The organism is Aminobacter sp. HY435 (assembly GCF_027568395.1).
In the GTDB taxonomy this organism is placed as follows: Bacteria; Pseudomonadota; Alphaproteobacteria; order Rhizobiales; family Rhizobiaceae; genus Aminobacter.
Map to the genome: position 1 here is coordinate 246,294 of NZ_JANKZL010000007.1, position 25,912 is coordinate 272,205.

The following is a 25,912-nucleotide window of genomic DNA, read 5'->3' on the forward strand; positions in this document are numbered from 1 at the left end:
TTTCCTCCTCATGCCCAGTGCACTTCGCACTTGACGTTTCTGCGGGACCAACCCGGCGGCCGCAATTAGTGGATCAACTCGCGGTTGTCTGCAATGCGCAGCGACCGGAACGGCCCCATTCAAGGTCTCTTTCGCGAAGCCAATAGCTGGGAACGTGCCCAGCCAATGCGTGGCGCGGAGAGTTCACTCGGCTGCGGCGCGACGATCTGCATTGATGATTGCCCCTATCTCGGCCCGGCAGGAGCCGCAATTGGTGCCGGCACGCAGGCGTTCGCCGATTTGTTCGACGCTGGTGCAGCCAACTGCGGCGGCATCCGTGATCTGGCTTACGCCGACATTGAAACAGGCGCATACGACGCGGCCGATCGACGGCAGCGGAACTGGCGAACGCCCTGACAGCAGCGCCATCCGGTCGGCCGGGGACAGCGGCTGGCGCGATCCCAAAAGTTGTACCAGCCAGTCGCGCGGCGGCAATTGGCCAGGTGGCGCCACCATCAACGCTTCGGCCAGCGTCCCGTCATCGCCCAACGCGGCAGCCCGGTAGTTGAGGCCGCGCCTGTCGGTGTATTCGACCAGGGCATCGCGGCGAAAGACATCCAGGAACGGACGTGCAAGCAGGATGCCCTGGTCAGGCGTTTCGGTGCCGCAGAGGTCGTAGACCCAGCCGCCCTCGACGGTCCGGCGGCTCCAGTGCACGAAGCCTGTCGGCCTGAGGTCGCGCCGGGTCACGAGGATGCCGGTCCAGGCTATTTCTTCCCGTTGGATCCTGATCGGCACATGCTTGAGTTCCGGCTGGCCCGAAAAGGCATCGCACAGCGGACTTGCGAGCGACCCGGTTCCAGCGTTCGCGGCGTACTGACCGCTCCAGTGCATCGGCAGGAAGGCGGTGCCCGGCCTCTGGGCGTCGCTGATCTTCACCCTGGCGCGCGCGAAGCCATGAGGGCTGTCCAGCCGGACGAGGTCGCCATCGGCGCAGCCGCTGCGGGCTGCATCCAGCGCATTGATCTCGATATTTGGTTCCGGCGCATTGGCCATCAGCCGCGGCACTTGGCCGGTGCGGGTCATCGTGTGCCACTGGTCGCGCAGGCGCCCCGAGTTGAGCCCGATAGGGCGCTGCGCATCGGTTGGGTGGGCGACGCCTTCCTGTCGCACGGCAACGAAGCGCGCGCGGCCGTCGGGCGTTGGAAATCGCCGGCCCCCGAGCAGGCGGTCCGCATCGTTTCCGCCGCCCGTCGCGGGCCAATGGCGCGGCACGAAGCTTTCGTACTCCGACTTCTCCAGGCCGGCGAGCGCGCCAATGTCGAACAGCCTCTCGCCATCGTTCTCGAAACCAGAGAGTGCGGAATGCTCACGGAAGATCGCGTCCGGTCCGGCATAGTCGAAGGACGCGCCGAAGCCCATCAGCCTGGCGACATCGCAGACGATGCGCCAGTCAGGCCGTGCCTCTCCGGGCATTGGCAGGAACGGCCGCTGGCGCGATATCAGCCGTTCCGAACTGGTGACCGTGCCGTCCTTTTCGCCCCAGGTGGCTGCCGGCAGATACACGTCGGCAAAGCGCGTCGTATCGGTCCTGGTGACGTCGGAAACGGCGACGAAATCGCAGGCCTTCAGGGCCGAACGCACGCGCGTCGCGTCAGGCATGCTGGCGGCTGGATTGGTCCCCATGATCCACAGCGCCTTGATGCGGCCGTCGCCGGCGGCGCGGAACATGTCGACCGCCTTCAGGCCGGGGCTGCGGGCGATGTTCGGTGCACGCCAGAAACGGCCGACACGGTCGATAGCCCCGGGATCGTCGAAGTTCATGTGCGCCGCAAGCTGGTTCGCCAAACCGCCGACCTCGCGGCCGCCCATGGCGTTCGGCTGGCCCGTCACCGAGAACGGCCCCATGCCAGGCCGCCCGATGCGCCCGGTGGCAAGATGGCAGTTGATGATGGCGTTGACCTTGTCGGTGCCGTGCGCGGACTGGTTGACGCCCTGGCTGTAGACGGTGATGCAGCGCTCCGTCGCCGCGAACAGCTCGAAGAACATCCTGACGTCGGCCGGCGCCAGCCCGCATCCTGCCGCGACCGCCTCAGGTGAAGGCGCGTCGGCCGTGGCGACCGAAAGTGCCTCGGCGAAACCCGAGGTCGCCTCGCCGATGTAGTCCTTGTCGAGGGAGCCGCTGCGCCCAAGCTGCGCCAGCAGGCCATTGAACAGCAGAACGTCGGTGCCGGGGTCTATCGCCAGATGCAGGTCACACTCGTCGGCAGTTGCTGTCCGCCTGGGATCGATGACGACGATGCGTGTCCCGCGTTCGGCCCGCGCGGCAAGCAGCCGCTGGTACAGGACCGGGTGGCACCAGGCGGCGTTCGATCCGGCGAGCACGACGAGGTTGGCGAGCTCAAAATCCTCGTAGACACCAGGCACGATGTCTTCGCCGAAGGCGCGCTTGTGGCCGGCAACGCTGGAGGCCATGCAGAGCCGCGAATTGGTATCGATGTTGGCCGAGCCGATGAAACCCTTCATCAGCTTGTTGGCGACGTAATAGTCCTCGGTGAGCAGTTGCCCCGAGACGTAGAAGGCGACCGAATCCGGGCCGTGTCGGGCGATCGTTTCGGAAAAACGCTGCGCCACCAGCCCGAGCGCCTCGTCCCAACCCGCTTCCCGGCCGCCGATCTCGGGCGACAGTACGCGCGCTTCGAGGCCAGTGGTTTCCCCAAGTGCGGTGCCCTTCGAGCAAAGCCTGCCGCGATTGGCAGGATGATCCGGGTCGCCACGGACGGTGACCGATCCGTCCGTGGCGACGCGCGCCAGCACGCCGCAACCCACCCCGCAATAGGGGCAGGTCGTCCTCACTTCGGCCGCCGGCATCGTGTCCATCGCATTCATTCCGCAGCCAACGCCACCGGTTCCAGCGCCAGCGAAATCCGGCCGTTCTCGACCCGTACCGGTATCGTCCTGACCGCGCCTTCGTCGGCGCCGAGCGCCTTGCCGGTTTCGAGTGAAAACACCCAGTTGTGCAGCGGGCAGGTCACCGACGCGCCATGCACGATGCCCTGGCTCAGCGGCCCGCCCTTGTGCGGACAGTGGTCCTCGATGGCGAAGATCTGGTCGTCGGCGGTGCGGAACACGCCGATCTTGCCCTGGGGCGTGTTCACGCAGCGCGCGCCGCGCAACGGTATGTCGGCCAACGTGCCAATCGCGATCCAGTCCATCTCGCTCATTCCGCTGCCTCCGCGAAACCGACCGAGGCCATCGGGCGGAACTCGTGCTTGTCCTTGCCGGAAACGCGCTCCGACCACGGGTCGACCTGGGCGAATTTCTGGCTGAAGACGAAGCGCTCGTAATAGGCCTTGCGCTTGTCGGCATCGTCGAGGGTCTGGCGCTTGATCTCGGCCACCCCGACGCGCTTGGCCCATTTGTAGATGCGTTCGAGATAGCGGCCCTGCTCGCGATACATCTGCGTCAGCGCGACGATCACCTCGAGCGCCTCGTCCTCGCTCTTCACCAGCCCGAGCACCTCGGTGCCCTTGATGTCGAGGCCGGCAGCACCCGCGAAGTGGATCTCATAGCCGGAATCGACGCAGATCACGCCAACGTCCTTGCAGGTCGCCTCGGCGCAGTTGCGCGGACAGCCCGACACCGCCATCTTGAGCTTGGCCGGTGTCCACGAACCCCACATGAATTTTTCGATGCGGATGCCGAGCCCTGTCGAATCCTGCGTGCCGAAGCGGCACCAGTCGGAGCCGACGCAGGTCTTCACCGTGCGCAGGCCCTTGGCATAGGCGTGCCCGGAGACGAACCCTGCCTTGCCGAGGTCGGACCAGACAGCCGGCAGGTCTTCCTTGCGGATGCCGAGCATGTCGATGCGCTGGCCGCCGGTGACCTTGACCAGCGGGATTTCGAATTTGTCGACGACATCGGCGATGGCACGCAGCTCGTCCGCATTGGTCACCCCGCCCCACATGCGCGGAACCACCGAATAGGTGCCGTCCTTCTGGATGTTGGCGTGGACGCGCTCGTTGACGAAGCGCGACTGGTAGTCATCGGCATATTGGTCCGGCCAGTCGCAGACGAGGTAGTAGTTGAGCGCGGGCCGGCACTTGGCGCAGCCGCAGGACGTCTTCCACTGCAGCTCCTGCATGACCTCGGGGATGGTTTTCAGCCCCTTGGCCTTGATCAGCCGGCGCACGTCGTCATGGCCGAGGTCGGTGCACTTGCACATCGGCTGCACGGCCGCCGGGTTGTAGCTGTCGCCGAGCGTCAGCGTCATCAGTTTCTCGACCAGCCCGGTGCAGGTGCCGCACGATGCCGAGGCCTTGGTGTGGGCGCGGACGTCATCGAGCGAGGTCAGGCCCTTGTCGGTGATGGTGGAGACGATCTTGCCCTTGCAGACGCCGTTGCAGCCGCAGATTTCCGCATCATCCGCCAGTGCCGCAACGGCCGCCAAAGGGTCCGCGGACGGCCCTCCCTGGAATGTCTGGCCGAAGATCAACGTGTCGCGCATCTCGGAAATGTCGGTCTGCTTCTTCTGCAGGTCGCCGAACCAGGCGCCGTCCGAGGTCTCGCCGAACAGCACCGTGCCGATGATGCGGTTTTCACGCAGTACGACGCGCTTGTAGATGCCGGCGGATGCGTCGCGCAGCACGATCTCCTCGCGGTCGTCGCCGTCGGCGAAATCGCCGACGGAATACAGGTCGATGCCGGTGACCTTGAGCTTCGTCGGGGTGTCGACGTGAGCGAAGCGGCGATCGCCTGAACCCGCGAGGCCGGCCGCCGCCACGCGCGCCATCTCGTAAAGCGGCGCGACAAGGCCATAGACATTGCCGCCAACTTCGGCGCATTCGCCGACAGCGAGGATATCCGGGTCCGAGGTCTGCATCCGGTCGTCGGTGACGATGCCGCGATTGACCTCAAGGCCGGCCTCCCTTGCAAGGACGGCATTCGGCCGGATTCCGACCGCCATCACCACCAGCGTCGCCGGGATGATGGTGCCGTCGGCAAGTTCGACACCTTTGACCCTGCCGTTGCCGACGATGGCCTTGGTGTTGGCCTTGGTCATGACCGCGATGCCACGGGCTTCGACAGCCCGCTGCAGCAGATAGCCAGCGGCCGGATCAAGCTGGCGCTCCATCAGCGTCGGCATGACGTGCAGCACCGTCACATCCATGCCCTGCTCCTTCAGACCCGCCGCGGCCTCCAGGCCGAGCAGGCCGCCGCCAATCACCACCGCCTTCGCTCGCGACTGGGCGGCGAGCAGCATGGCGTTGACGTCGTCGAGGTCGCGGTAGGTCAGCACGCCGGGCAAATCCTTGCCCGGCACCGGGATGATGAAGGGCACCGAGCCGGTGGCAACGACAAGCTTGTCGTAGGGCTCGGTCACGCCCTGGTCGGAGGTGACGGTCTTGGCCTCGCGGTCGATGGCGACGATCTTGTGCCCCTTGTAGAGGGTGATGCCGTTGGCGATGTACCAGCCGTCACCGTGGATCACGATCTCTTCGAAGGCCTTTTCCCCTGACAGGACCGGCGACAGCATGATGCGGTCGTAGTTCACGCGTGGCTCGGCGTTGAAGATGGTGACCTGATAGCGGCCGGGCGCTGCTTCCAGCAAATGCTCCAGCATGCGGCCCGGAGCCATGCCGTTGCCGATGATGACGAGACGTTCGGTCATGGTGATGGTCCTTACTCTGCGGCAACGGAGACCGGCGTGACAGGTTCGCTCGACATCTTGCGGATAGACAGGTGCATCCACATGAGTGAGACGACGACGATGGCAAAGAGCAGCATGAAGCAACTCGACCACAGGCCGGTGAGGTCGTTGAGGGCACCGAAGGCAATGGGCAGGATGAAGCCGCCGAGCCCGCCGATCATCCCGACAAGGCCACCGACGGCGCCAACGCTTTGCGGGTAATAGACCGGGATATGCTTGTAGACGGCCGCCTTGCCCAGGCTCATGAAGAAGCCGAGTACGAAGGCGACGACCATGAAGGCCACGGGCCCGACCTCGAAATGGAAGGACATCGGGCCGCTGATGCCGTGAACGACATAGTCGGCCGCGGGAAGCGACAGGATCAGCGTGGCGAGTGCGGACACGCCGAAGGTCCAGTACAAGACCGTGCGCGCGCCAATCCTGTCGGACAGCACGCCGCCATAGGCGCGGAAGATACTGGCGGGGATCGAATAGGCGGCGCCGATCATGCCTGCGGTGACGATGTCGAAGCCGTAGACGCCGATGAGATAGCGCGGCAGCCACAGCGCCAGCGCGACGAAGGCGCCGAAGGAGAAGAAATAGTAGAGGCCGAAGCGCCAGACCTGGACGTTCCTCAGTGGCGCGAACTCGCTCCACAAAGCCTTCGGCTGACCGCCATGGATGCGACGCTCGCGGATGACCGGGTCATCCTCGGTGCCGAACCAGAAGATGAAGGCCATAAAGCCCAGGCAAGCGGCCCAGATCAGCGCCACCTCCTGCCATCCGCCGGCAAGCAGCACGAACGGCGCCAGGAACTTGGTGACGGCCGCACCGACATTGCCGACGCCGAAGATGCCGAGTGCCGTGCCCTGCTTTGCCGCCGGGAAGAAGCGCGAGACATAGGCGACACCGACGGCGAAGGAGCCGCCAGCGAGGCCGACGCCGAGGGCCGCGATCAGCATCTGCGTGTAGGTCTGGGCAAAGGCGAGCAGGAAGGTGGCGATGGCCGCCGCCAGCATGGTGGCGGTGTAGACGAGGCGCCCGCCAAAGCGGTCGGTCCAGACACCGAGCACGATGCGCACCAGCGAACCAGTCAGGATGGGCGTCCCGATGAGCAGGCCAAGCTGGGTTTCGGAGAGGCCGAGCTCCTGCTTTATGCGCACGCCGATGATGGAAAAGATCGTCCACACCGCAAAGCAGACGGTGAAGGCGAGGGTGGAGATGGCAAGCGCCCTGGCTGGAGCATTGTCCTGGCAGGGCGCGCCTTGGAGGGTTGCGGTCATTGTCGGCTCCGTTGGGCGGCGTGGGAGGCGCCGCGCTGGTCTGGATCGCGAAAACAAAAAAAGCTGCCGGCCAGGGTCGCGCGTCCGTACATCCGGGATCGCGGTCGTCTGGTCGGCAGCTTTGCCTGGGGCGCCCGCCATTGGACGCCGATATGTCTGGCCTCTGGAGCGCCGCGCATCGGTCAGACGCGCCAAGGACGCTCCAGTCCTGGAGTTCCGCATCGTGCTTGCCGAAACCCGATGTTTCGGACCGATGCGGAGGCCTTGTCTATTGCAACGCACAAAGCGTGCCAGTTTGGGTGGGCACGGCGATTCCGTTTATTGTCAGATGCTTAGCTATGCAGAACGATGGTGGCCGTTGAAATTCCGGCGATCAATGAATGATCAATTGCAGGTGGCGATTGCCTATTTCATGTGCAGTGCACAAAAATTGACGGCGGGTCAGCGGGCGAACGCGTCTCGCTGGCCGGCGATATAGCTATCAAGTTCGTCGGGGTCGAACAGGCTGCCGTCAAAGAAGCCGTCAGGCCCGAGCGTCAGGCTGGCGCCTGCCGAGCCGACGGGAGTGGCCGCGGCAAGCGCGCCTTCGACCTTGGCGTTGGCGCCCGGCAGGGCCACGCCCAACGGCTTGAGGGCGGCGCGATAGAGATCGGGCCTGTAGGTTTCGCGGACCACTGCCGCGTTCTCGGCCGAATGCGCGACCTGGCTCCAACGAACCATCTGGCTGTAGAACCACAGCGCGTGGCTTTTCCACGGAAAAGTTGCCGCTTTTGCCTGCGGAACGAAGAAATCCTCGACGCCGACCGTCGTCTCGGGCCCGGCGCGCAGGATACCTGACAGCGCTGGCAGCATCCATTCCGCCGGCCGGTCGACATAGCCGGGCGCCGACAGGATGGCGGCCAGTTCGGGATGATTGACAGGCTCCGCGCACCATTGCGCGGAGCGGTAGAGGGCGCGTAGCAGCGCTGCCAGCGCCTCGGGATTGGCCTCCGCCCAGCGCGCGTCGGCACCCAGCACCTTTTCCGGGCTTGAGCGCCATATCTTGGCCTTGACGGTGGCGATGCGCCCGTGGCCGAGCAAAACGGCGGCAGTGTTCCACGGTTCGCCTGCGCAAAAGCCGTCGAGCGCGCCCGAGCCGAGCGCATCGGCCATCAGCGGCGGCGGAAGGATCACGATCTCGATGTCGCGGTCCGGATCGATGCCGCAGGCGGCAAGCCAGTAGCGAAGCTCGTAGTTGTGCCCGGAATGCGGATGCACCACTGCGAAGCGCAATGGCGGCTTTCCCGCCCTTTGCGCCACCACCGCCTTGAGCGCTTCACCTGTCGCGCGCGGCGCGAGATCGCCGGCGGCGCCATGCGTGGTCAGTTCCGCCCACAGCCGGTTCGAAACGGTCACGGCATTGCCGCCAAGCCCGAGCGCCATCGGCACGACCGTCGTCGCGGCCAGCGGTGTCAGCCCGAGATTGCAGGCGATCGGCATCGGCGCCAGCATATGCGCGACCTGGAAATGGCCGACAGCGATGCGGTCGCGGACATTTGCCCATGAGGTTTCGCGAGCCAGATGAAGGGCAACGCCTTCGTCGCCCGCAAATCCTTTCTCCCGCGCAACCACCAGAAGCGAACTGTCGAGCAGCGGCAGGAAACCGGCTGAAATCTCGAAGCGGGTTTCGGTCATGCATCGTCCCCCAACAACCCGGCCGCGGTCACCAGGCTCCGCGCGATCTCGGCAAGCTTGCGATTCTGGTTCATCGCCGTCTTGCGCAGCAGCGCGTAGGCGTCCGCCTCGGAGAGTTTGCGCGACTTCATCAGGATGCCCTTGGCGCGGTCGATCACCTTGCGGTCCTCGAGTTCGCTGCGCGCCTCCTCAAGTTCGCGCGCCATCCGCGAAAACGCATTGAACCGGCTGATCGCCATGTCGAGGATCGGCTTGATCCGCTCCTTGCGCAGGCCGTCGACGACATAGGCTGAAACGCCTGCTTCCACCGCGGCCTCGATGGAGGCGCTGTCGGAACGGTCGACGAACATCGCAACCGGTCGTTTCACCGCGCGCGAAAGCTGGAACATGTTTTCCAGCATGTCGCGATTGGGGTTTTCCAGGTCGATCACGATGACGTCGGGACTGACCTCGGCGATACGCCGCGCGATGCCCGTCATCTCATGAATCAACGTCACCGCGGTGTGCCCGGCTTCGTGCAGCCCAGCCTCGATGATGGCCGCACGAATGCGGTTCTCGTCGATGATAAGAATCCTTAGGGCAGTGCGGCTCATGCCGCCATATTTTGACTGTCCGGCGCCATTGTGCAATGCAAAAAGACATCGTCGCGGGATGAGGCATGTCACGGTGATGGTCATGGCCGTTGCAGCAATCTTATGCTGCGACGCGACAACTACGGTGGCTATGAGAAACAGTTGCAGGGAGACGGACAGCCAAGACGGCGATGCTGCTATGAAGGACATCTCCGTGATTCTCCATGCAGCTGCCGATGACCGCCACCGCCCTCGAAATCCTCAAGACTGTTTTTGGCTATGATGCGTTCAGGGGGCCGCAGGCGCGGATCGTCGAGCATGTGCTTGCCGGCAACAATGCCTTCGTGCTCATGCCGACAGGTGGCGGCAAGTCGCTCTGTTACCAGATCCCCGCGATCGTCCGTCCCGGCATGGGTGTCGTCGTTTCGCCGCTTCTGGCGCTGATGGCCGACCAGGTGGCGGCATTGCGGCAGGCAGGCGTGCGGGCGGCAAGCCTGAATTCCGACCTGTCGTTCGACGACCGCCGCACCCTGTGGCACGATATCCGCACGGGTACGCTCGACCTGCTCTATGTCGCCCCCGAAACACTGCTGCGGCCTGACGTGCTGGAGCTTCTGGATGGTGTGAAGCTGTCGCTGATCGCCATCGACGAGGCGCACTGCCTGTCGCAATGGGGCCACGATTTCCGCCCTTCCTATCGTCAGCTCGACGCGGTCGTGTCGCGCTTTGCCGGTACCCCGCGCATGGCGCTGACGGCCACGGCGGACGAGCCGACGCGCGCGGAAATCCTGTCGCATCTCGCCATTGACGAAACCGACGCCTTCATCGCCGGCTTCGACCGGCCCAACATTCGCTACGCCATCGAGGAAAAGGACAATCCGCGTGCCCAGCTCAAGGAATTCCTGAAGCGCTACGGAGGCGAGAGCGGCATCGTCTACTGTCTGTCGAAACGCAAGACCGAGGAAACCGCCGCCTGGCTTCAAGGCCTCGGCTACGATGCGCTCGCCTATCACGCTGGCATGGACAAGGCGGCGCGCGAGGCCAACCAGATGCGCTTCCAGCATGGCGAGGCGGTCATCATGGTCGCCACTGTCGCCTTTGGCATGGGTATCGACAAGCCGGATGTGCGCTTCGTCGCCCATATCGACCTGCCGGGCAGCATCGAGGCCTATTATCAGGAGACCGGCCGCGCCGGGCGCGACGGCCTGCCGTCCGACACGCTGATGCTCTACGGCTACGACGACATCGCGCTGCGCAGCCGCTTCATCGAGGAGTCGGAGGCGCCCGACCAGCGCAAGCGCATGGAGCGGCAGAAACTCGACGCGCTGCTGGGGCTGGCCGAGACGGCAAGCTGCCGCCGGCAGGTTCTTTTGTCCTATTTCGGCGACCATTGCGAACCATGTGGCAATTGCGATACCTGCGCCGAGCCGCCAAGATTGTTCGACGGCGCCATTGCTGCGCAAAAGGCCTTGTCGTGCATCTACCGCACCGGCGAGCGTTTCGGGCAAGCCTATGTTGTCGACGTTTTGCTGGGCGTGGAAAACGAGCGCATCTCCCAGTTCGGCCATGACCGAATATCGACCTTTGGCATCGGCACCGAGCATGACAACCGCACGTGGCGCGCGATCCTGCGCCAGATGATCGCGCTGCGCCTCATCGACGTCGACCTCACCGGCCATGGCGGCCTGTCGATCGCGCCCGCCGGCCGCGAGTTCCTGCGCGACAAGCCTGAACTGATGCTGCGTGTGGCTGCGCCTTCGCGCGCCAGGCGCGGCAAGGTCGCAGGCAGCACCGCGCAGCCTGCCGTCAGCGATGGGGATCAGGACCTGTTCCAGGCACTGCGGCGGAAGCGCACGGAAATAGCGCGCCTGCAGAACGTGCCGCCCTATGTCATTTTCCATGACAAGACCCTGATCGAGCTGGCGGCGGCGCGACCGGCGTCGCGCGCCGAGATGGCGAACGTGCCCGGTGTCGGCGAAGCCAAGCTCGACCGCTACGGCCCCGCCTTCCTCGCGGTGATCGCGGAGCACGTGTGACAAGACGTTTGGCAGCTGCAACAGCTGTCCTTGTTTATTGCGAAGACGCGCCCAGGGCCGGTGAAGCTGTTCCCAGCGAAGTCGAGTGGCGCCTGCCGTGATAGCCACCAGCCCGCTTTCACGATCCGCAATTCGGTCCAGCCTTGGCACCGGCCGCTGCGCGAAGCCGATGCACATCCTTGTCGTCGCCGGACCGGTGGTGAGCCGGGTCTGGCATTGCCTGCAAAGCGTTTCGGTGTGTCCCGGCCAGCGTCGTCACGCCGCTGCGAGTTCGGCGATCTCCGTGAGGCGTCGGCCTGTGCGACATTCATGCGAACGAGAATGGCGACCGCTCCTAGCTCGGGCGGAGAAAACTTAGCTATTTGACGAAGTATTCACTTGCGCCACGCTCAAATCGGGTGATAGTTAGCGATATGGCTAAGCATGACACTGATCTCTCGCTGCTCTTCCATGCACTGGCGGATCCGACCCGCCGCTCGATCCTATCCCGGCTTGCCGAAACACCTGCGCGGGTAACGGATCTGGCCGGGCCTACCGGACTGCGGCTGCCCACGGTGATGCGGCACCTTTCCGTGCTGGAGGAGGCAGGGTTGATCACCACGTCCAAGGATGGGCGGATACGTACCTGCGCCATCGTACCTGAGGCTCTGGATCCGATGCGGTCATGGCTCGATGAACAGCGGTCTATCTGGCAGGCTCGCCTCGACCGGCTGGATGCATTTGTGATGAATGTGATGAAGGAAAGCGGAGCATGACACAGAACCTCGCTGCATACAGTGCGACCAGCGCTTCTCCTGAGGACGGGAAGGGCCGTATTGCGACGCTCACCTTCGAACGGGACGTGGCCGCGCCATTGGCCGTGCTGTGGGAGGCGTGGACAGCCCCGGCCGCGCGGGCGATCTGGGCTGCGCCATCGCCCTCGGTCACCGTGGAGTTCTTGGAAGCAGATACCAGGGTGGGTGGACGCGAGGTCACGCTCTGCAAGGGCGAGCGCCCGCCGGACATCCGCTGCGAGTGCGGCTGGCTGGCGTTGCAGCCGGAACTGGGCAGCGTGAACTACGAGGTGATGTCATCCGACGGCGTGACGCAATCGGTCGCGCTGGTGACGGCGGATATGTCGGGCACGCACGAGCGTAGCCGGTTGGTCATCACGGTGCAGCTCTCCTCGCTGGCGGAAGATATGGAGGCGGGCTATCGAGCAGGCTACGGCGCAGCACTGGACAACCTCGCGGGCGTGGCTGGACGGACCATGGTGTTGCAGCGGGTGATTCAGGCACCGCGGTCCATCGTGTGGGGAGCTTGGATGAACCCTGAAACCTTGCCGCAATGGTGGGGGCCGGAAGGCTACTCTTGTCGCACGCAGAGGATCGACCTGCGCAGCGGCGGCGAATGGGTGTTCGACATGATCGCGCCCGACGGCACGGTCTTCCCGAACCACCATCGCTATCACGAGGTCCGGCCCGAGGCGAGGATCGGCTATGCGCTGCTATGGGGCGAAAACGGGCCGAAACATGCCGACGCCTGGGCCTCGTTCGAGGATCAGGACGGGGCAACGAAGGTAACGCTGGGCATGGTGTTCAGCACGCCCGTCGAGTTCGAGGAGGCGAAGGGCTTCGGTGCCGTGGAACTGGGTCTGCAAACCCTGGGCAAGCTGGAACGCTTCGTCACAGCCCGCTGAAATGGTTCCCGTCGGCTCGGGTTGGCGGGCGACATGCGCTTCCGCTTCGCGGAATAAGGCCAGGAATTCAAGACACAAAGAGGAGGGTTCCATGAGAAAACTGATCATATGGGACATGGTGACCGTCGACGGCTTCTTCGAGGGTCCGGACAGGGACATCAGCTGGTTCGTCTTCGACGAAGAACTCGAGAACTACATTCGTGAGACCCAGGAAAAGGCCGACACGCTGATCTTCGGCCGTGTGACCTACGAGCTCATGGCAGCCTATTGGCCGGCCGAGCAAGGCTGGATCGCGGACTTCATGAACAAGGTCGAGAAGGTCGTCTTCTCGCGCACGCTGAAAAGCGCCGACTGGAACAACACGACGCTCTTCAATGGCAATGTCGTGGAAGAAGTTTCCAAGATGAAGGCCAGGGACGGCGGAGACATATTCGTGTTCGGCAGCGCCGACCTCACGGCGACCCTGATGGAGCACGGCCTGATCGACGAATATCACCTCGGGATCAACCCCGTCATTCTCGGGAGAGGCACGCCGCTCTTCAAGGGCGGTCTGAACCGGGTACCCCTGAGACATCTGGAAACGAGGACGCTCAAGTCAGGAGTTGTCATCCTCCACTACGCGCCGGAGAGCAGACAATGACGAGCGATCCGCTCTTTCCCTGACGTAGAAATGGGAGGGGCTGGCGAGACGGCTCGCGGGGATCGGCGCCAAAGCTCACGTCGCCGATACCAATTCGGGTGATTGCGGCTTCCATCCGATGCTGGCAAACGCGGCAGCGGCTGTAATCCCCAGCGCGATAGTCACGGACAACGCCGACCAGGTCCCCACATGCGCCATCATCATCGAGAAGACAAACGGTGCGAGCGCCGACACGATCAGCCTGATGGCGGATATCCGACCCATCAGCGCGCCGTAGCCCTCGGAACCGAACAGGGCCAGGGGGAGGGAGCCCTGTACGATGCTCGTCAGGCCAGAGCCCAGGCCGAACAGGATGGCGAAGGCCACTGCGCCATAGAGCCGTGGCGCCGACAACAGCAGCGCTGCCAGGCCCACTACCAGGAGGGCCGCGGAAATGACAGCCAGGGCCAACTGGGACAGGCCGTGGCCGGCGAGCATGTTGATGAAGCGACTGACGACCTGTGAAGGACCAAACAGCGTCCCCACCAGTACCGCGCTGGTCCCGAGCCCGACTGCGGTGAGGAGCGGGACCATGTGAACGAGCAGCGACGACAGGACGAGCCCCTGAAGCGCGAATCCCAGCGCCATGAGCGCGAACACCCTGCGACGGTCACCCGGAGCCAGTTTCCCTTCGACGATTGCCCCGGCATTGCTCCGGCCGACAGCCTGATTCCTGCGCTCCATGCCCATCGTCCGCGCAAGCCAGACATGAATCGGCAGGCAAATGGCAACATGGAGGACGGCGAAGGCCAGATACACCTCCCGCCAGGTCAGATGCTTGTGAAGCTCGGCTGTGACCGGCCAGAAAAGGGTCGATGCGAAGCCGGCGATGAGGGTGAGGTGGGTGATGCTTCGCTGGGCCGTTCGGGGCGTTGCCTGTACCAAGGCGGCAAAGGCGGCGTTGTAGAGGACAAATGTCGAGGCGATCTCCATCGCCATCATGCCGGCGACGAAGACGAGGCGGCTTGGCGCAAGCGCGCACATGACCAGCGAGAGGGCTGCGGCCAGCGAACCGAGCGCCATCATCGAGCCTGCGCCGTGACGGTCGATGCGGCGGCCGATGGAAGGCGCGGCCAAGCCGCCGAGCAGCAGGGCTGCCGAAAAGATGCCGAACACCCATTCCCGTGTCCAGCCGAGATCCCTGGCCATGTCGGGCGCCAGGATGCTGAAGCTGTAGTACAAAGTGCCGTAGCCAATGATCTGGGTCAGGCCCAGGCCCCAGATGACTGCGCCGCGTCGATCTTCGATAGGAACGGACGATGCCGTCTTCCACGTCATGATGCGACCTAGATGGCTTTGAGCTTGACGCGAGCTTCGAGCTTCTGTGCTTCTTCCTTCCGCTCGCTGTAGCGGTTCGTCAGATACGGGGCGACATCGCGGGTGAGCAGGGTGAACTTGACCAGCTCCTCCATAACGTCGACCACGCGGTCATAGTAGGACGACGGCTTCATGCGACCAGCCTCATCGAACTCCTGGTAGGCCTTCGCCACGGAAGACTGGTTCGGAATGGTGATCATGCGCATCCAGCGGCCGAGGATGCGCATCTGGCTGACCGCGTTGAACGACTGCGATCCGCCCGACACCTGCATGACGGCCAAGGTTCGACCTTGGGTCGGCCGGATTGAGCCGACGGCCAGCGGGATCCAGTCGATCTGCGATTTCATGACGCCGCTCATCGCGCCGTGTCGTTCGGGGCTGGTCCAGACCTGTCCTTCTGACCACAGGGAGAGCTCGCGGAGTTCCTTAACCTTCGGGTGATCGGTTGTAGCGCCATCTGGGAGAGGCAGGCCAGCCGGATCGAAGATGCGGGTCTCGGCACCGAAGTGCTCCAGCAGGCGCGCAGCCTCCTGGGTCAGGAAACGGCTGTATGAGCGTCCACGAAGCGAACCGTAGAGAAGCAGGATCCGCGGCTTGTGGGTCGACAGGGCGACGGACAGCTTGGAGGGGTCAGGCAGTTCCAGCGCGTCTTCGGCGATGTTGGGCAGGTCAGGCAACTCGGTTTCCTTCGGCATCGATCAATGGCTCGCCATCCTCCTTGTAGAAGGGTCCCTTCTGGGGAAGCGGCAGGATGTCGAGAACGACCTCGGACGGGCGGCTAAGGCGCACGCCCCACGGCGTGATGACGAACGGGCGGTTGATCAGGATAGGATGTTTCAGCATGGCATCCAGAAGCTGATCGTCGGTCAGCGTGGAGTCTTCCAGGCCGAGTTCGCCATAGGGCGTTCCCTTCTGCCTGATGGCTTCGCGCACTGTCAGGCCAGCCCTTGAGATGATGTCTTGCAGGACCGCGCGCGTCGGCGGCGCTTTCAGATACTCGATGACCATGGGCTCGATCCCGGCGTTGCGGATGAGGGCAAGGGTGTTGCGGGACGTGCCGCAGGAAGGATTGTGGTAGATGGTGATGTCCATCATGCGGTCCTTTCAGCTTCGTTGGAGGTTTTGACCGCCGCTCCGCGCTCGTACCAGCCCTTGCTGCGGTTCACGATCCACACGACCGACAGCATCACAGGCACCTCGACCAGCACGCCGACGACGGTTGCCAGTGCTGCGCCAGAACTGAAGCCGAACAGGCTGATGGCGGCGGCAACCGCCAGTTCGAAGAAATTGGATGCGCCGATCAGCGCCGACGGACCTGCGACGCAATGCTGTTCGCCGGAGATGCGGTTGAGCAGGTAGGCAAGGCCCGAGTTCAGGTAGACCTGGATCAGGATCGGCACCGCCAGCAGCGCAATGATCATCGGCTGCGCGATGATCTGCTCACCCTGGAAGCCGAACAGAAGGACAAGCGTCGCCAGCAGCGCCACGAGGGAGAGAGGCTGCAGGGTATGAAGCAGGCGGTCGAGCGCCTTTTGGCCGCCTGAGGCGAGTAGCCGACGTCTTATCACCTGCGCAATGATCACCGGAATGATGATGTAGAGCACGACAGACAGGACGAGCGTGCCCCACGGAACGGTGATCGCGGACAGGCCGAGCAGCAGACCGACGATCGGCGCGAAGGCAACCACCATGATGGCATCGTTGAGCGCCACCTGCGACAGGGTGAAATGCGGTTCGCCCTTGGTCAGGTTCGACCACACGAAGACCATGGCCGTGCAGGGGGCCGCTGCCAGGATGATGAGGCCTGCGATGTAGGAATCGATCTGGTCTGCTGGCAGATACGGGCGGAAAAGCCAGCCGATGAAAAGCCAGCCAAGCAGCGCCATCGAGAACGGTTTCACCGCCCAGTTGATGAAGAGCGTGACCCCGATGCCGCGCCAATGCCTGCCGACCTCGCCCATGGCGGCGAAGTCGATCTTCAACAGCATCGGGATGATCATCAGCCAGATCAGGACGGCGACCGGAATGTTCACCTTGGCGATTTCTGCCCCGCCGATTGCGTGGAAGACATCAGGCATCAGATGGCCGAGAGCGATGCCCACGACGATGCAAAGGGCGACCCAGAGGGTCAGATAGCGTTCGAATGTCGACATGATTTCTGGTTGTCCGAATGCTAGCAGCAGGCAGGGGCTGGCTGGCATATGGCCGGGTTGCCCGCACAGCAGTCTTCCATCAGAAACCGGATCAGGCCGCTCAAGGCTTGGAACTCCGCAGAGTAGACGATGGAGCGCGCGTCCCTGCGGGCGGCAACCAGACCACCACGCTCGAGCTCCTTGAGATGAAACGAGACATTCGACGCTGAGACCCCCGCGGCTTCCGCGATGGAGCCTGCGGCCATGCCTTCCGGGCCAGCCTTCACCAGCAGCCGAACGATCTTCAGCCGCGTTTCCTGGGACATTGCCCCCAATGCGATCAGCGCCTGGCGTTCATCCATATTTCAACAATCCTATAAATGTCGAAATGATGGATAGCGCAGATGCTGACTCCTGACAATCGCGAAATTGCAACGGCGGCGTGGGGCGACACAGCCTGGCTATGAGCGTCGCGATCCGAAGCAATCGATTTTCGTTCGCAGCCGTGGCGCTGATGATGCCGGCCTGACGCCGATCAAAAGCCATGGGCGGAGCGGCGCCCATGGCTTTGCGGCTGCCTGTCAGGCCGCCTGCTGCGGAGATCCGTGGGGATCAGAACTACCGCAACACACTTGTGACCTTGTCACCTTCGTCATTGAGCTGGATCGAGACCCTTTCGCCGACCTGGAGGGGGGGAAGGGCAACATCGCGCGGAATGGTAAAGCTCTTGCCGTTTTCGAGCGTGATGACGCGCGCTGACGGGTTGAACATGGCGATCATGCCGTTCGACGACGATGCCAGGGCGGCGCCAGACATGAAGGCGAGTGAAGCGGCGGCGAGAACAAAGGTCTTCATTGAGTGCTTCCTTCTTGGGAGGTGACGCCAAATCGGCGACGTCCCCGTTCTAGGCTCTCGCTGTTTCGAGCTATTTTCTGAAATCGATAATCAGTGTTTCGTTTGTTTCAATCGGGCAAGGAACGAAGAAAAATGGAAGATATGCCCGCCACAGAGGCGTTTCAGGCAGCCCCTGGCGATCGCGTCTCCAGGCGCAGGAAACTGGTTTTCCGACAAGATCAGCCCCGACAAGAATGTCGGAACTCCATTCAACCGGCACTGGGCTCGGGCCATTTCAGGTTGGCGAGCGAGCCAGGGAGACAGACCCACGCTTGCGTCGTGGCTGCGAAACCCCTTGAGGCGTCGGAACAGGCGGCTTCATCTTGGCGGCCAATGGGTGCGGGGCCCGTCTGTCGGCGGAAAGCAGGCATGGGCCATGTGCCACGCCTGGACAGCGCGCCTTGACAGGTCGCAGCCCTCGGATCACGGCGAAAGGGTCGGTCAGTGGGGATGGGGTAGCGAGTTTCCGCGACGCGCAGGCTGGCGATCGGGCTTGGTAGCCATCACCGCCAGCGTCAGGCGGAGCGTGCAGGGCATTTGTGGCCAGACCCGGTGAGGGAGATTGCCGGGTCCGAGACCGCCCGCGATGTTGGGCAACGAGTTGTGCCGGGGAGTTCCGCTGGATCTCTTCCAGGCTCCCGGGTCGGGCCAATGCACAGAAGGACACACCAATGCTTAGATCTGCGCATCGGGATTTCAGAAAATCGTTTTCGAACTACGGGCCAAGGCGCCAGCTGATGCCGGACACCAGTTCTGTTTCAGTTCGTACCCGACGCGTCTTTTGCCATATCGGGGCTCAGTCTGCATGCCGCGTGGGATCAGCGCACTGGATGAGTGGCTTGGCGCCGTTGCGGACCGTGGAACGCACTGGCGCTTCCCGAAACAGGTACCGCATCCTTCCAGGGACACCCAGCGAGGTTTTCGACGGGAAATCGGGAGCCACTCCCGGCATGGCAGTATAAGGCGCCGCGTGTGGCTGCCTGACGGGCACTCCGTCAAAGCTCGGAAACACCATTATCGAGCCGATATCGTTGGCAAAGGCTGCGCCGAATGTCGGCAAGACAGCGGCTAAGGCGAAAAGGGTCAGTCTCATCGTCCATCTCCTCATGGGAAGTTCGGGTCGTTGACGTCGCGCACCGAGCCGTAGCCCATCAACAGAGCTCAGGATTTTTGGTAGACTCCTTCGGCTGCGCAGAGCGGCCGAGCGAAGTCGGTGCTGCAAAGCTAACGCAGCCCTGTTTCAGCCAGCCTTCCAAACCGGAGAAGAAATGTTTCGTTTGTTCACCTAATTGGCGCGAAGTCCGGAAAAATTGAAACAAAACGGGAGGGTCTCGATCTCAAACCGAAACACAGGGCCTGTATTCAGCGAGCGGCCTTCACGCCGCAGTGAACGCGATACGGAGGCTTCTGCCTATTTCGAGGAGATGACGCATGCAACAAGCTGACGGCAAGAAGGCCGAGGCGGCTGAACGTGACGCGATGGTCCTCATGCAATTGGTGCTCGATGCCTGCCCGGTGCCGACGCGCATGTCGACCATCGCCGGGGAAACGCTGTACCGCAATCCCGCCAGCAAGGCGCTTTATGGCGACCGCACGCTCATTGACGACTACTACGTTGAGCCCGAAGACCGACAGGCGCTGGTCGGCGTCCTGCTGGAAAAGGGCTGCATCGATGATTTTCGCGTGCGCCAGTACGATGCCAACGACAATATCTTCTGGGGCTCGATCTCGGCGAGGCTGATCGATTTCCAGGGACGGTCGGTAATCGTCTCCAACGCGACAAACATCACCGACATGATCGTCGCTCAGGATCAGACCCGGCAGGCCAACGAGCGGTTGGCCGACGGTATCGAATCCCTGGCCGAAGGTTTTGCGCTCTACGACAAGGACGATCGACTGGTTCTGGCCAACAGCCAGTACCGCAAGATGCATTCCGTCAGCGCCGACGTGCTGGTTCCGGGGGTCAATTGGTTCGACTTCCTGCGGGTGACGGCGCAACGCAACCAGTTTCCCATTTCAAGGGACAGGATCGATGACTGGCTGGTGGAACGGGCGAAGGATCGGCGAGAGTTCCGCCAGCAGGAATTCCAGCACAGCGATGGAGGCTGGTTCTTCGTTTCGAATTGTCCGACCCGCGAGGGCGGGTTCGTTGTCACCCGGATCGACATCACCGAGCGCAAGCGTGCCGAACTGGCGGCGAAGGAGGCCGACGAACTGTTGCGTCGCGTTCTCGAGGCGTGCCCGGCCAGCATCCAGATGACCCGGGTGGATGATGGGAGGGTGCTCTATCGCAGTCCGGCATCGCAAGAGTTGCTCGGCGATGTCGAGCGCGCCTTCGACAGTTACATCAACCCGTTGCATCGGAAGCAATTCGTCGAGCGCCTGCTGCGGGAGGGGGCGGTCGACGATTTCGAGACACAGCTCAAGCGCAAGGACGGGCAACCGTGCTGGTGCTCGATCTCGGCCAAGCTGATCGATTTTCATGGCGAGCAAGTCATCGTCTCGCACACCTACGACCTCTCCGATCGTATCGAGATGCAGCAGCAGCTGGAGCGTCAGCGCGAAACGCTACACCAGAACGAGAAGCTGTCGGCGCTCGGTGGGTTGCTTGCGGGCGTGGCACATGAATTGAACAACCCGCTGTCTGTGGTGCTCGGCATGTCCTTGACGCTGAAGGAGACGGCATCGGACACCAAGACAATTGAACGAGCCGACAAGATCAGCAAGGCTGCGGAACGCTGCGCCCGGATCGTCAAGACATTCCTGGCGATGGCCAGGCAGCAACCGACAAGGACCTCGAACGTCGCAATCGACGACATCGTGACGGCGGCGACGGAAGTGGTGGGTTATTCCATCAAGTCGTCCGACATCAAGCTGGCACTTGAACTCGAATCTGACCTGCCGGCGATCTGGGCTGACCCTGATCAACTCAGCCAGGTTCTGATCAATTTGCTGGTCAATGCCGAGCACGCGCTGCATGACTGGGACGGCCAACGGCAGATCACGGTTTCGACCTGTCGTCACGCGGAGAGCGGCAATATCGTCGTCAAGGTGGCAGATAGCGGCCCTGGCGTATCGGAAGAAATCCTGCCCCGTATCTTCGAGCCCTTTTTCACCACCAAGGAGGTAGGGGCGGGGACCGGTATCGGCCTGTCTTTTTGTCATCGCATCGTACAATCCCACCAAGGCACGATCCGGGTCGAAACGACGGAAGGCGGCGGATCCACCTTCGTGGTGTCGCTGCCCGCATCCGACCAGGTCCCCGACCGCGCCGAGACCGACGCATCCGAACCGTCCAGGTCGACGGGGCGCTTCTGCCTGGTGGTGGATGACGAAAAGGACGTCGGCGAGTTGATAGCCGAAATTCTAACTCGCGATGGGTTCACGGTGTTCATTGCCAGGTCGGGCAAAGAGGCGGTGGCGCAGCTGAAGCAGCGACCATTCGATGTCATTCTCAGCGATCTGAGGATGCCTGACATGGATGGTCGCAGGCTTTACAATCATGTCTCCGACTACCACCCCGCGGAGGTGGGCAGGCTCGCCTTCCTGACCGGCGATACGATCAGCCCCGACGCGCAGGTCTTCTTGCGCGCAACGAAGCGGCCTTACCTCGAGAAGCCCGTAAAGCCGTTCGAACTCCGGATGTTTGTTTCCAAACTGGTCGACAGGGGCGGCTGAAGCACGATTGATTTGCCTGCCCGGTCGAAGAAGGTTATTTTCAGCCTGAGGTGAGGACGCGTTGACCGCCAGCCCACACGTCGTAGTCTGCGATGACGAGCCGGATGTACGCGATGCGGTCGCGGAGTATCTGGAGCGCAATGGTTACGCCGTAACGACCGCCGATGCCGGTCCCGCGCTGCGCACGCTCATCGACGCGCAGCCAGTCGATGTCGTCATACTCGATATCCGCATGCCTGGCGAAGACGGTCTCTCGCTGGCGCGCTATCTGCGCGAGCATTCCAACGTCGCGATCATCATGCTGACAGGGTCTGCCGAGATCATCGACAAGGTGGTTGGTCTGGAAGTTGGCGCCGATGACTATGTTGCCAAGCCCGTCGACCTGCGCGAGTTGCTCGCGCGGGTGAAAGCTGTTCTGCGCCGAACCTCGGGCCAGGAACCGGCGAGGGGGGATCATCTGGGTCCGCACATAGCCCAATTTGGCACTTGCCGCCTGGACTTGGAAACCCACAAGCTTCTCGACGCCATTGGTACGGACATCGCCATTACGCCGATGGAGTTCCAGCTCCTGAAGGTGTTTGCGGACAATCGCGGCCGAACGCTCAACCGTGACCAATTGCTGGAGCTTGCCCATGATCGCGGATGGGATCCCTTCGATCGCAGTATCGACATCAGGATTTCCAGGCTGCGAAAAAAGATCGAAAGCGATCCTTCCAAGCCGCAGGTAATCAAGACCATCCGCGGGGTTGGATATCTCTACTCGTAGTCCCCGCCGCGCATATTCGACCCATCTACTCGCAATTAGAACCTCTCAGTGGCAAGCTGCCTGTCGGCCCGTCCCATGTTCGAACATGGCCAGAATTCACGCGATTAACTTGGCTGCCTTTTCGGCGATCATCACCGCCGGGGCGTGCGTGTTGCCAGAGACGATCGTCGGCATGATCGAGCAATCGGCGATGCGCAGTCCCTCAAGCCCGCGCACGCGCAGTTGAGGATCGACCACCGCCATATCGTCGCTGCCCATGCGAGCCGTGCCGACGGGATGGAAGATCGTCGTGGCGATGTCGCCGGCGGCGCGGGCGAGCTCCTCGGGCGCCTGGATATGTGCGCCCGGCTTGAATTCCTCGGGGCGGAACTGGGCCATGCGTCGGGTTTCCATCAGCCGGCGGGCGATGGTGATCGAAGCGGCAGCGACCTCGCGGTCGCCCTCCGTGGAGAGATAGTTGGGCGCGATCTCGGGATGATCGTCGGGACGGGATGAGACGATGCGCACATGGCCGCGCGCTTCAGGCCTGAGATTGCAGACCGAAACGGTGATCGCCGGGAAGCTGTGCAGTGGCTGGCCGAAGGCTTCCAGCGACAGCGGCTGGACATGGAACTCGATGTTGGGTGTCGCAAAGCGCGCATCCGACTTCATGAAGATGCCGAGCTGGCTCGGTGCCATGGACATGGGGCCGGAACGCTTGAGAGCATATTCGAGCGCGATCAGGGCCTTGCCGGTGAGGCTTGCCTGGCGCTCGTTGAGCGTCTTTGCTCCCGAAACCTTGAACGCCGTCCGGATCTGCAGGTGGTCCTGCAGGTTCTCGCCGACGCCGGGCAAGTGGTGGACCACGTCTATGCCGTGACGTCCGAGCAGGCCGGCCGGTCCCACGCCCGACAATTGCAGCAGCTGCGGCGTGCCGATGGCGCCGCCTGACAGGATGAGTTCGCCTGATACCTTCACATGGGCAGGCTGGCCCTTGTGGCGCAGTTCGAGCCCGGTGGCCCGACGGCCGGAAAACAGGATGCGTTGCGCCTGCGCATGGGTGAGGATCGTCAGGTTCCTGCGGTGCCGAACAGGCTTGATGAAGGCGCGCACGGCATTGAAGCGGAACCCGGATTTCTGGTTCACCTCGAAATAGGACGAGCCGAAATTGCTGCCGTCGTTGAAATCGTCGACCTTCGGCACGCCGAGCTCTTCGGCGGCCTCGCGCACGGCGTCGAGGATCGGCCAGCTCAGGCGCTGACGTTCGACCTTGAGTTCGCCGCCCTGGCCGTGGAACTGGCCGGAAAGGCCATGGTGGTCCTCCGACTTCCTGAACAGCGGCAGCACGTCGTCCCAGCCCCAGCCCGGATTTCCGAGCTGGCGCCATTGATCGTAGTCGGCGGCCTGGCCGCGCATGTAGATCATGCCGTTGATGGACGAGCAGCCGCCCATCACCTTGCCGCGTGGATAGGCAAGCGAGCGGCCGTTCAGGCAGGGCTCCGCCGCTGTCCGATAGCCCCAGTCCGTACGCGGATTGCCCATGCAGTAGAGATAGCCGACCGGGACGTGGATCCAGTGATAGTTGTCCGAACCGCCGGCTTCCAGAAGCAGCACCCGTTTGCCGGGGTCGGCGCTCAGCCGGTTTGCCAGAACGCAACCGGACGAGCCCGCCCCGACGATGACATAGTCATAGCTGCCGATGTCAGTACGCATGGTCATCCGATAAGCGCTTTCAGACGACATGTTCCGCGGCAACGCCCCGGAGATCCATCTCGTATTCGAGATCCACGACGGGCGGATTGTTGTAGTGCCAGGTCAGGCCGGCGCGTGCGGCACCGCGCTTGACGATCTCGTCAGCCAGGAACGGGTAGAGATCGTGGATGGTGTAGACCTGGACCGCCGTCGCACTTTCCCATCCGAAGCCCAGCGTGCTGGCGCGACGCTCCATTTCTTCAAGCACGAATTGCGCCTTGGTGCGCAAGCCTTGGGGGGAGAGATCGCCACGGCTGACGATATGGTCGCGATAGGCCGCATGTCCTTCCGGCACTTCGGCGGAGCCGGAGATGACGAAGGAAGGCGTGGCTTCGGCGGCGGCCACCGTGAATGAGAAGGCATAGATCGACGGAACCGGCGGCGGCGCGATCTGCGGACAGACGTTGCTGCGCGCCACGGGATTGAGGCCGGTGTCGAGCAGGCCCCAGGCTTTCAGCGTTTCCGTGTAGGTGCTGTTGAAGGCAACGAAACCCTCTTCGGTGAATGGCGCCGGAGACCGCAATTCGCACGCCGCAAATGCCGTGAGCGGCCGGCCGGCAGCCGCGATGATCTTCTTTATCTCGGCAAAACCTTCCTTCAGGGGCAGGGGCTGCGCAAAGCGCACCCGTTCCAGGCGAAAGCCCGGCAAGGCCGCTACGCCGCCCGAATATTGCGATACGCCCTTGATGAAACGGTAGCCGCCAGATGGAAATTCAATCACTTCGCCCATGGTGTCTCTCCTGAAAATGAAATGCCAGATGGGCCTGTCGCCATCTGGTCTGAAACAAACGAACGTGCCCCTCGCCACGTGCCGACCTGGCTGGCAAGGGCAAGGCAAGCACTGTGCCTGCGCGCATTGCCGCTAGGCGCTTTGGATGGTTTCACGCGCAATCCGGTTGCGCAGCAGGCCGACACCTTCGATGTCGACTTCGACAAGATCGCCTTCCTTCATGAAGAGGGGCGGCACGCGGGCGAAGCCGACCCCGCCGGGCGTGCCGGTCACAATCACGTCGCCGGGTGAAAGTGGAGTGATGCGCGAGATGTAGGCGATCAGCTCGGCCACCGAGTGAATCATCTGGCTCGTGCGCGCCGCCTGGACGGTGTTGCCGTTCAAGCGGCAGCTGATGGCCAGATCCTGCGGGTCGGGGATCTCGTCGGCGGTGACCAGGAACGGCCCGAAGGCTCCGGTCGCCGGGAAGTTCTTGCCCGGGAGGAACTGCGACGTGTGGACCTGCCAGTCGCGCACGGAGCCGTCGTTGTAGCACGAGTAGCCGGCGACGTGATCCAATGCGGCATCCGCCTGGAGTTTACGGCCGCTTTTGCCGATGACGACGGCGAGCTCCGCCTCGAAGTCGAACTCAGTGGAAACCGACGGCATCAGCATCGGCTCACCATGCGCGCACTGGGAGTCGGCGAAGCGGGCAAACAAGGTCGGATGCTGTGTCGGTGCGTGGCGCGTTTCGACCATGTGGTCGTGATAGTTCAACCCGACACAGATGATCTTTCCCGGATTGGGAATTGGCGCTTGCAGCGCGATGCCGGCAAGCGGCAGCTCGGAGCTGCGGCCGATCGCCTGGGTGCAGATGTCGAGGAAGTCCTCCTCGGCGAGGAGATTTGCGAGGGTCGGGAAGCGGTCGCCAAGGACGCTGCTGATGTCGATGACGCGGTCGTCCGCCACAACGCCGTATCCGGCGCGGCCGTTATGGAGATAGCTACAAAGTCGCATCGTTCCTCGCTTGCGATTCGATGGTGTTTGGTCCCGGGAAACCGGGCGCATGTTCGCGGGCGGCGCGATGCCGGCCTG

Annotated in this window: 21 protein-coding genes; 6 read left to right on the top strand and 15 right to left on the bottom strand. The window is 63.2% G+C overall.

From position 1 onward, the window contains the following. Positions 1-183 precede the first annotated feature (183 nt). The 6 genes from PCJ21_RS12510 to PCJ21_RS12535 all read right to left on the bottom strand — a co-directional run bounded on the left by PCJ21_RS12510 (position 184) and on the right by PCJ21_RS12535 (position 9,218). Positions 184-2,859: a nitrate reductase gene (locus PCJ21_RS12510; protein WP_269931731.1), complete on the bottom strand. Its 2,676-nt coding sequence runs from the start codon at positions 2,857-2,859 to the stop codon at positions 184-186. 5 nt (positions 2,860-2,864) lie between these two features. Further along, a complete protein-coding gene (gene nirD / locus PCJ21_RS12515) occupies positions 2,865-3,194 on the bottom strand; it encodes a nitrite reductase small subunit NirD (protein ID WP_269931776.1) in 330 nt (109 codons plus the stop codon). Between the two features lie 5 nt (positions 3,195-3,199). Further along, a complete protein-coding gene (gene nirB / locus PCJ21_RS12520) occupies positions 3,200-5,650 on the bottom strand; it encodes a nitrite reductase large subunit NirB (RefSeq protein WP_269931732.1) in 2,451 nt (816 codons plus the stop codon). An 11-nt stretch (positions 5,651-5,661) separates the two neighbouring features. Next, entirely contained in the window at positions 5,662-6,951 is a 1,290-nt protein-coding gene (locus PCJ21_RS12525; protein ID WP_269931733.1) for an MFS transporter, read from the bottom strand. A gap of 441 nt (positions 6,952-7,392) precedes the next feature. Next, a complete protein-coding gene (locus PCJ21_RS12530) occupies positions 7,393-8,625 on the bottom strand; it encodes a CmpA/NrtA family ABC transporter substrate-binding protein (RefSeq protein WP_269931734.1) in 1,233 nt (410 codons plus the stop codon). Beyond that, on the bottom strand, positions 8,622-9,218 hold the full coding sequence (locus PCJ21_RS12535) for an ANTAR domain-containing response regulator (protein WP_269931735.1): 597 nt from the start codon (positions 9,216-9,218) through the stop codon (positions 8,622-8,624). Before PCJ21_RS12535 ends, PCJ21_RS12530 begins: the two co-directional genes overlap by 4 nt. Positions 9,219-9,433: 215 nt before the next feature. Between PCJ21_RS12535 and recQ the strand changes: the two genes are divergently transcribed. The 4 genes from recQ (at position 9,434) to PCJ21_RS12555 (ending at position 13,551) form a co-directional block, all read left to right on the top strand. Beyond that, on the top strand, positions 9,434-11,233 hold the full coding sequence (gene recQ / locus PCJ21_RS12540) for a DNA helicase RecQ (RefSeq protein ID WP_269931736.1): 1,800 nt from the start codon (positions 9,434-9,436) through the stop codon (positions 11,231-11,233). A gap of 413 nt (positions 11,234-11,646) precedes the next feature. Beyond that, the gene (locus tag PCJ21_RS12545; RefSeq protein ID WP_269931737.1) at positions 11,647-11,988 is read left to right on the top strand and encodes an ArsR/SmtB family transcription factor; all 342 of its coding nucleotides are present in this window, start codon (positions 11,647-11,649) and stop codon (positions 11,986-11,988) included. Further along, positions 11,985-12,911, top strand: a complete 927-nt coding sequence (locus PCJ21_RS12550; RefSeq protein WP_269931738.1) for an SRPBCC family protein — start codon at positions 11,985-11,987, stop codon at positions 12,909-12,911. The genes PCJ21_RS12545 and PCJ21_RS12550 overlap by 4 nt, the downstream gene beginning before the upstream one ends. A 91-nt stretch (positions 12,912-13,002) precedes the next feature. Then, the gene (locus PCJ21_RS12555; protein ID WP_269931739.1) at positions 13,003-13,551 is read left to right on the top strand and encodes a dihydrofolate reductase family protein; all 549 of its coding nucleotides are present in this window, start codon (positions 13,003-13,005) and stop codon (positions 13,549-13,551) included. Positions 13,552-13,626: 75 nt separating this feature from the next. Here the strand turns inward: PCJ21_RS12555 and arsK are convergent, their stop codons facing one another. The 6 genes from arsK to PCJ21_RS12585 all read right to left on the bottom strand — a co-directional run bounded on the left by arsK (position 13,627) and on the right by PCJ21_RS12585 (position 17,894). Continuing rightward, positions 13,627-14,868: an arsenite efflux MFS transporter ArsK gene (arsK, locus tag PCJ21_RS12560; protein ID WP_269931740.1), complete on the bottom strand. Its 1,242-nt coding sequence runs from the start codon at positions 14,866-14,868 to the stop codon at positions 13,627-13,629. Positions 14,869-14,876: 8 nt separating this feature from the next. Continuing rightward, positions 14,877-15,602, bottom strand: a complete 726-nt coding sequence (gene arsH / locus PCJ21_RS12565) for an arsenical resistance protein ArsH (protein WP_269931741.1) — start codon at positions 15,600-15,602, stop codon at positions 14,877-14,879. After that, the gene (arsC, locus tag PCJ21_RS12570) at positions 15,577-15,999 is read right to left on the bottom strand and encodes an arsenate reductase (glutaredoxin) (RefSeq protein ID WP_269931742.1); all 423 of its coding nucleotides are present in this window, start codon (positions 15,997-15,999) and stop codon (positions 15,577-15,579) included. The genes arsH and arsC overlap by 26 nt, the downstream gene beginning before the upstream one ends. Then, complete coding sequence (gene arsB / locus PCJ21_RS12575; RefSeq protein WP_269931743.1) at positions 15,999-17,060, bottom strand: ACR3 family arsenite efflux transporter; 1,062 nt, start codon at positions 17,058-17,060, stop codon at positions 15,999-16,001. Before arsB ends, arsC begins: the two co-directional genes overlap by 1 nt. Before the next feature lie 20 nt (positions 17,061-17,080). Then, complete coding sequence (locus PCJ21_RS12580) at positions 17,081-17,401, bottom strand: ArsR/SmtB family transcription factor (protein WP_269931744.1); 321 nt, start codon at positions 17,399-17,401, stop codon at positions 17,081-17,083. Between the two features lie 256 nt (positions 17,402-17,657). After that, positions 17,658-17,894: a hypothetical protein gene (locus PCJ21_RS12585; RefSeq protein WP_269931745.1), complete on the bottom strand. Its 237-nt coding sequence runs from the start codon at positions 17,892-17,894 to the stop codon at positions 17,658-17,660. 1,470 nt (positions 17,895-19,364) lie between these two features. On the opposite strand from PCJ21_RS12585, the gene PCJ21_RS12590 reads away from it, so the two are divergent. Continuing rightward, entirely contained in the window at positions 19,365-21,611 is a 2,247-nt protein-coding gene (locus PCJ21_RS12590; RefSeq protein WP_269931746.1) for a hybrid sensor histidine kinase/response regulator, read from the top strand. 61 nt (positions 21,612-21,672) lie between these two features. Beyond that, the gene (locus tag PCJ21_RS12595) at positions 21,673-22,377 is read left to right on the top strand and encodes a response regulator (RefSeq protein ID WP_269931747.1); all 705 of its coding nucleotides are present in this window, start codon (positions 21,673-21,675) and stop codon (positions 22,375-22,377) included. Positions 22,378-22,473: 96 nt separating this feature from the next. On the opposite strand, the gene PCJ21_RS12600 is transcribed toward PCJ21_RS12595, so the two are convergent. The 3 genes from PCJ21_RS12600 to PCJ21_RS12610 form a co-directional block, all read right to left on the bottom strand. After that, positions 22,474-24,075, bottom strand: coding sequence for a GMC family oxidoreductase (locus tag PCJ21_RS12600; RefSeq protein WP_269931748.1), 1,602 nt, complete (start codon positions 24,073-24,075; stop codon positions 22,474-22,476). A 13-nt stretch (positions 24,076-24,088) separates the two neighbouring features. Beyond that, entirely contained in the window at positions 24,089-24,838 is a 750-nt protein-coding gene (cnbZ, locus tag PCJ21_RS12605; RefSeq protein WP_269931749.1) for a 2-amino-5-chloromuconate deaminase CnbZ, read from the bottom strand. 132 nt (positions 24,839-24,970) lie between these two features. Next, complete coding sequence (locus tag PCJ21_RS12610; RefSeq protein WP_269931777.1) at positions 24,971-25,834, bottom strand: fumarylacetoacetate hydrolase family protein; 864 nt, start codon at positions 25,832-25,834, stop codon at positions 24,971-24,973. Positions 25,835-25,912 lie beyond the last annotated feature (78 nt).